This window comes from Myxococcus sp. MH1 (genome assembly GCF_059738865.1).
On the sequence record NZ_AP026947.1, the window covers coordinates 1002090 to 1014662 of the forward strand.

General features: G+C 69.3%; 11 protein-coding genes. 5 read left to right on the forward strand and 6 right to left on the reverse strand.

Annotated features, from left to right (window positions below):
- Positions 1–34 precede the first annotated feature (34 nt).
- The gene (locus AC6JA9_RS04180; RefSeq protein WP_497959121.1) at positions 35–1396 is read right to left on the reverse strand and encodes a M24 family metallopeptidase; all 1362 of its coding nucleotides are present in this window, start codon (positions 1394–1396) and stop codon (positions 35–37) included.
- Positions 1397–1566: 170 nt separating this feature from the next.
- Between AC6JA9_RS04180 and AC6JA9_RS04185 the strand changes: the two genes are divergently transcribed.
- Both AC6JA9_RS04185 and gyrA read left to right on the forward strand, forming a co-directional pair.
- Positions 1567–2310, forward strand: a complete 744-nt coding sequence (locus tag AC6JA9_RS04185; RefSeq protein ID WP_223782414.1) for a tetratricopeptide repeat protein — start codon at positions 1567–1569, stop codon at positions 2308–2310.
- Between the two features lie 244 nt (positions 2311–2554).
- Complete coding sequence (gene gyrA, locus AC6JA9_RS04190; protein ID WP_223749287.1) at positions 2555–5344, forward strand: DNA gyrase subunit A; 2790 nt, start codon at positions 2555–2557, stop codon at positions 5342–5344.
- Between the two features lie 78 nt (positions 5345–5422).
- Here gyrA and AC6JA9_RS04195 read toward each other — a convergent pair whose 3' ends face one another.
- From AC6JA9_RS04195 to AC6JA9_RS04215, 5 genes are all read right to left on the reverse strand, one after another.
- Entirely contained in the window at positions 5423–6028 is a 606-nt protein-coding gene (locus AC6JA9_RS04195; RefSeq protein ID WP_473566807.1) for a hypothetical protein, read from the reverse strand.
- Positions 6025–6558, reverse strand: a complete 534-nt coding sequence (locus AC6JA9_RS04200) for a hypothetical protein (RefSeq protein WP_473566808.1) — start codon at positions 6556–6558, stop codon at positions 6025–6027. Before AC6JA9_RS04200 ends, AC6JA9_RS04195 begins: the two co-directional genes overlap by 4 nt.
- Before the next feature lie 258 nt (positions 6559–6816).
- Positions 6817–7401, reverse strand: a complete 585-nt coding sequence (locus AC6JA9_RS04205) for a hypothetical protein (protein ID WP_473566809.1) — start codon at positions 7399–7401, stop codon at positions 6817–6819.
- 121 nt (positions 7402–7522) lie between these two features.
- The gene (locus AC6JA9_RS04210) at positions 7523–8359 is read right to left on the reverse strand and encodes a PfkB family carbohydrate kinase (protein ID WP_473566810.1); all 837 of its coding nucleotides are present in this window, start codon (positions 8357–8359) and stop codon (positions 7523–7525) included.
- A 6-nt stretch (positions 8360–8365) separates the two neighbouring features.
- Positions 8366–8989 (reverse strand): nuclear transport factor 2 family protein, encoded by a 624-nt coding sequence (locus tag AC6JA9_RS04215; protein ID WP_426748222.1) that lies wholly within the window; start codon positions 8987–8989, stop codon positions 8366–8368.
- Positions 8990–9165: 176 nt separating this feature from the next.
- Here AC6JA9_RS04215 and AC6JA9_RS04220 point away from each other — a divergent pair, with 176 nt between their 5' ends.
- From AC6JA9_RS04220 to AC6JA9_RS04230, 3 genes are all read left to right on the forward strand, one after another.
- Positions 9166–10149, forward strand: a complete 984-nt coding sequence (locus AC6JA9_RS04220; protein ID WP_223749293.1) for an iron ABC transporter substrate-binding protein — start codon at positions 9166–9168, stop codon at positions 10147–10149.
- Between the two features lie 14 nt (positions 10150–10163).
- Complete coding sequence (locus AC6JA9_RS04225; RefSeq protein ID WP_223749294.1) at positions 10164–11729, forward strand: ABC transporter permease; 1566 nt, start codon at positions 10164–10166, stop codon at positions 11727–11729.
- Positions 11730–11813: 84 nt separating this feature from the next.
- Complete coding sequence (locus tag AC6JA9_RS04230; protein ID WP_497959122.1) at positions 11814–12566, forward strand: hypothetical protein; 753 nt, start codon at positions 11814–11816, stop codon at positions 12564–12566.
- The last annotated feature ends 7 nt before the right edge of the window (positions 12567–12573 follow it).

Consider the following 12573-nt stretch of genomic DNA (forward strand, 5'->3'; position numbering starts at 1 on the left):
CCAGCCAGGAGAGTAGGGCGAGCAACGCATTCCGTCAGCGCGGTGCGGGAGCCACGGGGCTCGGCTGACCCGGGGTGCCCGGCGACGGGATGAGCACCAGGTCCTCCTGCGGCGGAATCAGGTACTCGGCGCCCGTCTCGGTGACGACGGCCATCTCCTCCACGGAGAGGACCCGCATCGCGTCCGGGCCCTCCTTCCACGCGAAGAACCCGTCGAAGGCGAACACCTGCCCCGTCCGGATGATGCGCGTGGACTGGCCCTGCTTGGGCTTGTCCTTCGCCCCGCCGGAGAGCGCGGGCCCCACGTCATGCGCCCAGTAGCCCACCGGGTGGCCGGTGCCGAACATGTTCATCGGCTCCGAGCCCGCCTCCTTCATCCACACGCGCTGCGCCTTGTCCACGTCCCAGCCGCTGGCGCCCGGCTTGAGCGCCGCCAGCGCCACGCGGTTGCCCTGCCGGCCCTTCTCCCACTTCTCCAGCGCGTCCTTCGGCACCTCTTTCTGCCCCGGCGCGAGCACGTAGGCGAAGCGCTGGATGTCCGTCACCCACAAGTGGCCCACGCGGATGCCGAAGTCCGTCTGGATGAAGTCCCCGGGCTGAATCACCTTCTCCGTGGCGTGCGAGTGGCCACGCAAGGGCCCGCTGTTGACCGCCGGGTTCTGGTCCGGCGCCCACGCGTCCCCCACGCCCAGCTCCGCCATGCGCTTCTTGAGGAACTTCGCCACGTCCGAGTCCCGCGTCTTGCCCGGCACCACCGTGGCGTACGCCTCGACTTGCAGCTGCGCCGTGAGCGCCGCGGCCTTGCGCAAGATGTCCACCTCCTCGGGCAGCTTCACGGACAGCCACTCGGAGACGACGTCCTCGGACGACACCAGCTTCTTGCGCAGCGCGGGCGACAGCGCCTTCTCCAGCGCCGCGCGCTGCGAGGACGACAGCCCGTCCGCCACCGTGACGGACGTGGACGCGTTGATGGCGATGCGCGCGGGCTTCGCCGCCGCCAGCCGCGCGGCAATCTGCGCGTACAGGTCCTGCCCGCGCTCCACCGAGATGACCTCGTCCAGCGGCGCCACCTCGCGCAGCGCCGTGGCCTCGCTCACCGGCGACAGCGCGAGCGAGCGCACCGTGTCCCCCTGCCGCAGGAACAGGAACGCCGCGGTGCCGCCCGCGTTCTCCCCGCCGACGTGGATCGCCAGCGGGTCGTTGTCGTTCTCCCGGCAGAGCACCACCCAGGCGTCCACGTTGGCGCGCGCCATGGCCTGCGGCAGCAGCTTCTGGATGCGCTCCTTGCGGATGCGCGGCCACGGGTCGCCGGAGACGATGGAGTCCTTGCCCGCCGCGCTCGCCAGGGGGGCGGCGAGGAGCAGGGCGGTGACGAGAGCGGACCGGACGCGCTTCATGCTTCGGGAATCCTTTCGGGAGAAGGCGCCGCCATCATCCCCGACCTCGTCCGCCCCAGGCACCGCCCCCGTGTGAAGTCCCGTCGCGCCGTCATGAAGAAACGCGCCGCTAAACCGGAGAAAACCGCGAGCGCAAGCGCCACCGCCGTCGCTCGTTTAAGGTGATGACCATGGCCAAGAGCTCCTCTCGCAAGTCCGCCGCGAAGGCGAAGGTGAAGGTGAAGAAGCCCGCCGCCCCCCGTGCCGCCGCTCCCCGGAAGAGCCAGGCGAAGCGGCCCGCCCGGCCCCCCGAGCCGCCGCCCATCGTCCTCGAGGCCGAGCCCGTCTTCCCCGAGGAGCCCACGCTGGAGGACACCCCCAAGGCCCTGCCCGCGGGCGAGGAGGGCTCAGGCCGCGTGCTCCCCTTCGAAATCGACCCCAAGCGCATGGAGGAAGGCCTGCGCAAGCTCCAGGGCGAGGTGGTGCACTGGGCCAACAAGGGCCGCTACACCCGCGTGCGCTTCAAGTTCCGGGGCAAGCAGCTCTTGCCGGACCTGCCGCTCGCCGCCGTCGTGGCGGCGGAGGGGCTCACGTTCTACTGGGGCGGCATCCTGCGCGTGCTCATCGCCAACGTGGTGGGCGGCAGCGTGTTCCAGGTGGAGCTGGTGAACGACGCGGAGAAGCGCGTCCAGGCCGGCAAGGAGGCCCTGCTGTCGGGCGACGTGGACCAGGCCCTGGCCCTGTTCCGCGAGGCCGTCGCCATGGACCGCGACTCCGCGCCCGCACACCTCAACGTGGGCGTGGCGCTCAAGCTCAAGGGCGACAAGCCAGGGGCGCTCGCGGCCTTCGAGAAGGCCAAGGAGAAGGACCCCGAGGGCCCTGTCGGCACCGAGGCCGAACGCCTGGCCGCGCCCCTCCGTCCCTCGCCCGTCTAGCGTCCGTCCCGGGCGGCTCGGGAGGCCCGTTTTTCTTCGTCGGAAGCGGGCTGAAAACGGGGTGTTCGAGCGTTCAGTAGGGGGCGTTTTCCAGCGCTCCGTTGACTTGATTCCGGACCCCATCGCATGTGGGGTGTCCACCCCCTCGTTTCCCTTGTTGACGTAGGGAAATCCAGGGGTTACGAACGCTCCCTCACTGGACGGCGGCCCTTCACGGGGTCCCTCCGCGAACCTCCCAGAGCCCATGGCTGACGACACCACCGACAAGCCGGCCCCGCCCTCCCCGCCTCCTCCTCCGGACGGCGCTGGAGAGCTCATTCCCGTGAACATCGAAGACGAGATGCGCCGCTCGTATCTCGACTACTCGATGTCCGTCATCATCGGTCGCGCGCTGCCCGACGTACGCGACGGCCTCAAGCCCGTGCATCGCCGCGTGCTGTTCGCGATGAACGACCTGGCGAACTACCACAACCGCCCCTACAAGAAGAGCGCGCGCGTGGTGGGTGACGTCATCGGTAAGTACCACCCGCACGGCGACTCCTCCGTGTACGACGCCATGGTGCGCCTCGCGCAGCCGTGGAGCCTGCGCTACCTGCTGGTGGACGGTCAGGGCAACTTCGGCTCGGTGGACGGCGATATGCCCGCCGCCATGCGCTACACCGAAGCGCGCATGGACCGCCTGGCCGAGGAGCTGCTGGCGGACATCGACAAGGAGACCGTCGACTTCGGCCCCAACTACGACGACTCCCTCGAGGAGCCGCTCGTGTTGCCGGCGCGCTTCCCCAACCTGCTCGTCAACGGCAGCAGCGGCATCGCGGTGGGTATGACCACCAACATCCCGCCGCACAACATGACGGAGGTCATCAACGGGACGCTGCACCTCATCGAGAACCCCACGTGCACCGTGAGGGACTTGATGGAGTTCATCACCGGCCCGGACTTCCCCACCGGCGCGTTCATCACCGGCCGCGAGGGCATCCACCGCGCCTACGAGACGGGCCGCGGGCAGATCACCGTGCGCGCCCGGTCGGAAATCGAGACGTCGAAGAAGGGGGACCGCGAGTCCATCATCTTCACGGAGATTCCGTACCAGGTGAACAAGGCGCGGCTCATCGAGAAGATCGCCGAGCTGGTGCGGGAGAAGAAGCTCGAGGGCATCAGCGACATCCGTGACGAGAGCGACCGTCAGGGCATGCGCATCGTCATCGAGCTCAAGCGCGACGCGATTTCGCAGGTGGTGCTCAACAACCTGTACCAGTCCACGGCGCTGGAGACGACGTTCGGCGCGGTGATGCTGGCCATCGACGGTGGCCAGCCGCGCACGCTGAACCTCAAGGAGCTGCTGGACCGCTTCATCGCCCACCGCCGCGACGTGGTGACGCGCCGCACGCGCTACGAGCTGCGCAAGGCGCTGGCGCGCATGCACATCGTGGAAGGTCTGCTCGTCGCGCAGGACCTCATCGACCTCGTCGTCAGCCTCATCCGCGCGTCCAGGGATCCGGACGAGGCGCGCTGGGGCCTGATGAACATCCTGTCGCCCACGCTGTACGAGCACGAGCGCTTCGCGAACCTGCAGCGCATCGACTACGACAAGGCGAAGGCGCAGATGGAGCTGCTCGTCTCGCGCGCGCGCAACGAGGAGCCGCAGTACCGGGGGCTGGCGCACAAGTACGAGGGCGCGGGCTTCAGCCAGGAGCAGGCGCAGAACATCCTCGAGATGCGCCTGCAGCGGCTCACCGGCCTGCAGCGTGAGGAGCTGTTCCGCGAGCTCATCGGCCTGGTGCGCGACGTGGCGCGCCTGCAGGACATCCTCGCCAACGAGAAGAGCCTGCTCAACGTCATCAAGACGGAGCTGATGGAGATTCGCGAGCGCTACGGCGACAAGCGTCGCACCGAGATCATCGGCGCCGTGGACGACATCACCAGCGAGGACCTCATCGCCGAGGAGACGATGGTGGTCACGCTGTCGCACACCGGCTACGTCAAGCGCTCGCCGCTGTCGGAGTACCGGGCGCAGAAGCGCGGTGGGCGCGGCAAGACGGGCGCGGCGACGAAGGAAGACGACTTCGTCAGCAAGCTCTTCGTGGCGAGCACCCACGCGTACCTGATGCCGATTACGACCAAGGGCAAGCTGTACTCGCTCAAGGTGCACCAGATTCCGGCCGCCAGCCGCACGTCGCGCGGCAAGGCGATGGTGAACCTGGTGCAGTTCGGCGAGGGCGAGAAGCTGGCCCAGGTGCTGGTGACGAGGGACTTCCCGGAGAGCCGCTACGTCTTCTTCGTCACGAAGAAGGGCGTGGTGAAGCGCACGGACCTGAGCGCGTTCGAGAACGTCCGCTCCAGCGGCATCATCGCGCTGGGCATCGACGAGGGCGACGAGCTGGTGGCGGTGATGATCACCGACGGCTCGAAGGACATCCTCCTGTCGACGGCCAGCGGCATGAGCATCCGCTTCCCGGAGTCGGAGGTCCGCTCCATGGGTCGTCAGGCCTTCGGCGTGAAGGGAATCACGCTGGAGGAGGGCGACGAGGTGGTGGGCGCCGTGGTGGTGGAGAACGAGTCCGCCATCCTCACGGTGACGGAGAACGGCTACGGCAAGCGCACCGAGGAGGCCGAGTACCGGCAGCAGGGCCGCGGCGGCAAGGGCATCATCGACATCAAGACCACCGAGCGGAATGGCAAGGTGGTGAGCGTGGTGCAGGTGAAGGAGTCGGATGAGGTGATGCTCGTCACCAACGGCGGGATGCTCATCCGCATGAAGGTGAAGGAGATCTCCGTCATCGGCCGCAACACGCAGGGCGTGCGCCTGATTGCGCTGGAGAACGACCAGGAGAAGGTGATGGCCCTCTCCAAGCTCCCCGAGGGCGAGGAGTCCGAGGAGGAGTCGGAGACGGCGACGCCCGCCGAGGGCGCTCCGGAGGGTGTGGTCGCGGAGGCCGTGGCCACCGAGGCCGAGGCCGCTCCCGCCGCCGAGGAGGCTCCTGCCTCCGAGACGCCGACCGAGGGCGGTGGCTCCGAGGAGCCGCAGGCCTGAGTCGGACCGTGATTTGAAACACCGAGGCCCCTCTTCCCCGTGCGTGGGGAGAGGGGCTTCGTCTTGGTGGGCGTGAGGCTAGAGAAGCCCGAGGAAGGTGAGGGTGGAGGGGCCGCTCAAGCGCCGCAGTCCCTCCGGGCCGCTGCACGCATCCAGGTCCGTGGAGAGGAACGTGGTGGTGCGCAGCACGGTGGCGCTCTGGAACTTGCCGGACTCCACCGAGCCGACGTGGGTCAGCGTGAGCAGGAGTCCCTCGACGCGAGCGGCGACGCGGGTCTGCACGAGCGTGGAGGTCTCGCCAGTGTTCCAGACGAGCGTCCCACGAGCCCGTCCGACCTCCAGCAAGTCGAGACAGGAGAAGGGCGAGGCCCCCAGGTTGCCCACGGTGTACGTGGCGGACGTCAGGGTGGGGTCGAGCAGGGCCAGGCAGTTGCTGAAGACCGACGTGCCCGAGATGCCCACGTCCTGGCGCTCGTTGCGAAGCGGCGGTGCGTAATGGAGGTCTCCCGAGCCCACCGGGCAGCTCGCGAGTGTCAGCAACGCCTGCTCCGCTCGCGCGGGCGCCTCCGCTGGAGTGCCTTCGTTGTCCCGGGGCTCGGGAGGAGGTCCGCAGGACATCAGTGCTCCACTGACGAGCAGGGAGATGGTGATGCATCGCAGCAGGTGTTTCATGCGCGTGCTCATGGCAGCCCCAGCAGTGTCAGCGTCGTCACACCGGACATGCCCGGGACGCCGCGAGACGAGAAGCAGTCGAACAGGTTCACATCGAAGTACGTCAGGGTCCGGATGGCGGTGGCTCCCTGGAACTTCCCGGACTCGACCGTGCCCACGTAGGTGATGGCGACGGTGGCGTTGCTGACCTGGACGGAGCCTCGCGTCTGAAGCAGGGTGGAGGACTCGCCCGTGTTCCAGGTGATGTCCGCGCGTGCCGAGCCCACCTCCAGCAGGTCCTGACAGGCAAAGCCGGGCAGCTCGACGTGAACAGAGAGCTCGCCGGACGTCACCTCACCGGACAGTGAGACGCAGTTGGAGAACGTCGACGTCCCGGTGACGGTCGTGTCTCGAGGAACCACCGAGAGGGGCGGTGAAAAGCGATTCATCGTCGAGCCCACCGGACAGCTCATCACCGTCGGCAACTGCTGCCCCTGCGCGATGTCCTCGGGGGGCACGGGCGCGGGAGCCTCCCCACCGCAGCCCGACAAGACGCTTCCCATCAAACCTGACACCAGCAGGACGAGCCTGGACCCTCGACGCATGAGTGAACCTCCACGGAGTGCAAAGAGGCCGCAGGGATAGGGAGGACTTTCGACGTGGGCGACGTGGGACCCACACGCACCGTTCGCGCGTGGGCTCAGGGGTTGGACCTTCGTCCACTCCGGGAGGAGGAACGGTCAGGTCGAGGGCAGGACGTCCAAGCGCTTCGAGACATCCCTGCGGAAACGCCGCCCCGCACCACCGCCCGCATACGGTGTCTAGAGCAGCCCGAGCAACGAGAGGGTCGCCGTGCCGCTGTGCCGGGCGAGGCCCTCTGGCGAGGAGCAGGCGTCCAGGTCGGTGTTGAGCACGGTGGTGGTCCGAATCGCTGTGGCGCCCTCGAACTTGCCCGAGACCACCGAGCCCACATGCGTGAAGACGACGGAGAGCCCCTCCACCCGCGCGCCGAGCCGCGTCAGGGTCAGGGTGGAAGTCTCGAGGGTGTTCCAGGTGACGACCGAGTTCGTCGTGCCGATGTCCAGCAAGTCGGAGCAGGCGAAGCTGGGCCGGAAGACGTTGAGGGGGGTGTTGCCGGAGGTCACCCCGCCGAACAAGGAGTAGCAGTTGGAGTAGGTCGTCGTGCCCGTGGTCGTCACTGCCTGGGAGGTGTTCTTCAAGGGCGGGGAGTAGTCGAGCACCGTCGAGCCGATGGGGCAGGAGACGAGCGTCACCAGGCCCTGCTCCGCCGTCGCGGGCTCCTCGATGGGTTGTGGCGCGGCACTCTCCTCGAGCCCTCCGCAAGCGGTGAGGACACTTCCTGTCAGCATGAACAGCACGACCGTGCCCCATGATGGGTGACGCATGATGGCCTCCTGGATGTGAGGCATTGGCTATAGTTGTCTCGGTTTGGCGCGTGCCAGTCACGGCGCGAAGCGCTGTTCGAGACGGCTCAAACGTCTTGGACTCCAGTACAGGCGTCCAGGCTCAGCGCAAGGTGTCCGGGAGCTTCGAGAACTCCACGCGCGGGACACCGACCTGTGTCACCGCCTGCGCGCCGAACCAGTTCGCCAGCTCCGCGCACTTCGTCATCGGCCAGCCCCGCAGCAGGCCCAGGGTGAAGCCCGCCAGGAAGCAGTCCCCCGCGCCCGTCGGGTCCACCTCCTCGACGGGGCTGACAGGAAGCTCGAGCGAGTCCTTCGCCGTGAGCAGCGTGCACCCGCGCTTGCCCCGGGTGATGACCACACACGTCCTCGTGCGCACGGCGTCGAGGTCCATCGCGCGCGCCTCCTCCTCGCTCGCCTTGAGCACGTGCAGGTGCCCCAGCAACTCCGCGTAGGGCGTGTCCTCCAGCCGCTGGTTCCACACGCGTCCTTCGTCATCCAGCGCGCGCAAGAGGCCCTGCGCGTCGGCGAGGACATGCCGGGCCCGCTGCGACATCCGGACGAGCGTCTCCGGCGGCACCTCGCCCATCACCCCGCAGGCGAGCGCCACGCGCGCATCGAAGAGGATGTCCTCGGGCGCAATGCTCGCCGAGCGCGCGTCGACACGGAGCACGCGCTCCTCCCGGCTGAAGTCCGCGAGGAACCGCGTGGTGCGAGTTCCCGGGACGATGCGCGGTGGGTACCGGACGCGGTCCACGTAGGCGAAGTCCTCGCCCGCCACGGCCACCACCGCGTGGTCCACCCCGGTGGCGTCGAACACCGAGGAGATGTACGCCGCCGAGCCGCCGAGCGTGTGCACCTCCCCACCTCCGACCGAGGGCAGCACGTCATGGCAGTAGTTGCCCACCACCAGCACGTCGCACGAGGAGCGTCCCGCCACGGGCGGCTACTTGCGCGTGAAGGTCGCGGGCACGGGCGCGCCGGCGGCCTTCTCGTCCGTCCAGGAGATGTGCAGCACCCACCAGCGCTGACCGTCGAAGACGAGCTGGATGTTGTTGACGCCCTTCGTGAGCACCGCGCCCTCCGGCGCCTCGCGGGCCTCGTACGCGCTCAGCACGTTGACCAGGTCGCCATAGCCATACACCTGGCGGTGCGTCTCCTTCTCGAAGAAGCCGTGCGCCTTGAAGAACGTCTCGCCCCAGGCCACGTAATCATCCGGGGTGATGGGGGACACACCCGGGAGCCCGCCGGGCTTCGCGCGATGGACGGACGCCATCTGCGCGCCCGGATAGAACAGCGAGCGGAAGCGCTGCCAGTCACGCGCCTTGCCCGCGGGGCCGCTGATGACGTCATAGAGCGCGGCCAGCAGCGCCTCCTGCGTCTTCACGTCCTCCGGACGCCCGGGAGGATGTTGCTGGAGCGCCGCCTGGGTGCGCTCCGCCGCGAGCTTCATCGGGCTGGGCGCGGCGGGCGGCTTGGGCGCGACGGGCGGCGGCTTCGCGGACTGCGCGAGGGCGGAGGCGCAGCTCAGCAGGACGACGACGGGGACCGCGGTGATGAAGCGGGGCATGGGATGGACCTCCAGACGTCGAGGAAGCACCGCGCGGCACGTTACCCTGACGTCCGGGGAATGTCTGACGCGGTTCGAAGCGGGCGTGTGTGTTCGCGCTTCGACACTCGACGCACGGCGCAAAAGCCCGGGCTCCGGGTGGCACGGTGAGGGCCCGTCCGTTAGGGTGCCCCGCCATGATGCGACGACTCCTGCTGACCCTGTTGTTGTCCGTGTCCTCCACCGCGATGGCGGCGGAGACGCTCACCGTCTACTCCGGCCGCAACGAGAAGCTCGTGGGGCCGCTCCTCAAGAAGTTCACGGAGAAGACCGGCATCGAGGTGAAGGTGCGCTACGGCGAGACGCCGCAGCTGGCCGCCACGCTGCTGGAGGAGGGCGACAAGACGCCCGCGGACGTGTTCTTCGCGCAGGACGCGGGGGCGCTCGGCGCGCTGAGCAACGCGGGCCGCCTGCAGGCGCTGCCCAAGGCCACGCTCGACAAGGTAGACGCGCGCTTCCGCTCGCCGACGGGCCAGTGGGTGGGCGTCAGCGGCCGCGCGCGCGTGGTGGCGTACAACACCCAGAAGGTGAAGGCGGCGGACCTGCCCGACAGCATCCTGGGTTACACGGATGCGAAGTGGAAGGGCCGGCTGGGCTGGGCGCCCACCAACGCGTCCTTCCAGGCCTTCGTCACCGCGCTGCGGCTGCTCAAGGGCGAGGACGCGGCGAAGCAGTGGCTCCAGGGCATCCAGGCCAACGGCGCGCGCGTCTACAAGAACAACGCCGCCATCATCGAGGCGCTGGGCCGCGGTGAAATCGACGCGGGCTTCGTCAACCACTACTACCTGTACGCCGCGAAGAAGAACAACGCACAGCTGCCGGTGGCCAATGACTTCTCCGCGCCGGGCGACCCGGGCGCGCTGGTGAACGTGGCGGGCGTGGCCATCCTGAAGGGCTCGAAGAAGGTGGACGCGGCGCGCAAGTTCTCCGCGTGGCTCCTGGAGAACGACGCGCAGACGTACTTCTCCCAGCAGACGCACGAGTACCCGCTGGTGGCCGGCGTGAAGACGGCGCAGGACCTGCCGGCGCTGTCCAAGGTCGGCTCGCCGGACCTGGACCTGTCGAAGCTGGATGACCTGCGCGGCACGGTGAAGCTGCTGCAGGACACCGGCGTCCTCTAGAAGGAGCGGGCTTCGTGACACGGCGGGCTCCGCGGTGGTTGTTGATATCGGGCGGGCTGGTGGCGGCGCTCGCGGTGCTGCCCGCCGTGTACCTGGGGGTTCGCGCGGCGGAGGCCGACGCGAGCGCCTGGGGGCTGCTCTTCCGGGAGCGCACGTGGGGCCTGCTGTGGCGGACCTTGGGGCTCGCCGCGGCGGTGACGGTGCTCGCCGCCGCGGTGTCCCTGCCGCTCGCGTGGCTCACCACGCGCAGTGATTTGCCGGGCCGTCGCCTGTGGACGGTGCTGTTGTGCGTGCCGCTCGCGGTGCCCACCTTCGTCAGCGGCTATGTGCTGCTGGCCGCCTTCGGCATCGGCGGAGTACTGGAGGAGGTGCTGACGCGCTGGGGGCTGCCGGTGCCGCCGGTGTATGGCTTTCCCGGCGCGCTCGTGGCGCTGACGGTGTCCACGTATCCGTACTTCTTCCTCGCGCTCCGGGCGGGACTGCTCGCGCAGGACCCCGCGTGGCTGGAGGGCGCGCGCAGCCTGGGGATGAGTCCGACGCGGGCCTTCTGGAAGGTGACGGCGCCGCTGTTGCGTCCGGCCTTCGTGTCCGGCGCGCTGCTCGTCGGCTTGTATGTGTTGTCGGACTTCGGCGCGGTGGCGCTGGTCCAGTACGACGCCTTCTCGCGCGCCATCTATGTGCAGTACGAGGGCGCGTATGACCGCGCCTACGCCGCGCTGCTCGGGCTGGCGCTGGTGGCGGTGACGGTGGTGGTGCTGGTGCTGGAGGTGCGGCTGCGCGGACGTGCCGGCTATCACCGCAGCTCCAAGGGCGCCGCGCGGGCCTCGGCCCCGGTGACGCTGGGGCGCTGGCGGGTGCCCGCGCTGCTCTTCTGCGGCGCGGTGGTGCTGGCGGGCGTGGTGCTGCCGGTGGGCGTGCTCCTGTACTGGGGCGCGCGAGGGCTGGCGCAGGACGAGGCGTCGCTGATGCAGCCCGCGCTGGGCTCGCTGCTCGCGTCGGTGCTGGGCGCGGTGGCGTCGGTGCTGGGCGCGCTGCCGCTCGCGTTCCTCGCGGTGCGCTACCCGAGCCGGCTCACCCTGGCGATGGAGCGCGTGTCCTACGTGGGCTACGCGCTGCCGCCCATCGTGCTGGCGTTGTCGCTCGTCTTCCTGGGCGTGCAGGCGCTGCCGTTCCTCTACGGGACGCTGGTGATGCTGGTGCTCGCGTACGTGGTGCGCTTCCTGCCGCAAGCGGTGGGCACGGTGCGCTCGGCGCTGCTGCAGCTCAACCCGCACCTCGCGGAGGCCGCCGCGTCCCTCGGCGAGGCTCCGGCGGGGGTGTTCCGCCGCGTCACCGCGCCGCTGCTGCGTCCGGGGTTGCTGGCGGGAGCGGCGCTCGTCTTCCTCACGGCGATGAAGGAATTGCCGGCGACGCTGCTGCTCGCGCCCATCGGCTACGAGACGCTGGCCACGCGCGTGTGGGGCGCCACCGCCGAGGGCCGCTTCGCCGAGGCCGCGCTGCCCGCGCTGGTATTGATGGCTGTCTCCGCGCTCGGTGTGGGGTTGCTTGTATCGCAGGAGGGTGACGCACCTCGGGGCTGAGACACGGCCTCGGAATCCGAGACACTGAGAGGTGCTTCATGTGGCTTGGCCTCCCCCTTCGCAGGCGGTATCACGTCGGGCTTCATGTCCCTGCCAGAGTCTGTCCTTCCTCCGCTCGCCGCCGACGCTTTCGCCACCACGGAGAATGCTCTCGGTGAGCTGCCCTGTGGCCCGCCGTACTCCGCGCGGCACGCCCAGTCCGTGCTCGAGGAGAAGAAGCCCACCACGTTCGACGGCGCGGTGAAGGCGCTGGGGTCCGCGGGCAGCTCCACGCTCGCGTTCGTGGCCTCCGTCTACAAGGACGCGCCGCGCACGGCCGCCACGCTGGCGGGGCCCTTCATCGTCACCGAGCCCACGGGGCATGTGGGGGATTTGCACGTCCAGGGGGACCTGACGCTGGAGAAGTCGCTCGTCGTCGTGGGCGACCTCACGGTGGACGGCGTGCTGCACGATGGCGAGCACACGAAGCTGGTGGTGGTGGGGCAGGTGCGCTGCCGCGCGATGCACACCTCGGGCTGGGTGACCATCATCGGCGGGCTGACGGTGGAGCACGCGCTGTATGGCCGCTACAACGATGACTCGGTGGAGGTGCTCGGCCCCATCACCGCGGGCCTCATCGTGAGCGACGACCACCTCATCTACGGCAAGCCGAAGACGGCGAAGCTGCGCCCGTCCCAGGGGGGCGCCTGGGGGCCGGACACCTTCGACGCCCGGGACCGGGCCCACAAGGCCGAGCTGCCCAAGGTCCTGGTGGACGGCATCACCTCCCTCGACGAGGACGGAGAGGTGAAGGTGGACGGGGAGAAGCTGGTGGCCGCTCGGCCGCCCTGGAAGTAACGGCGGA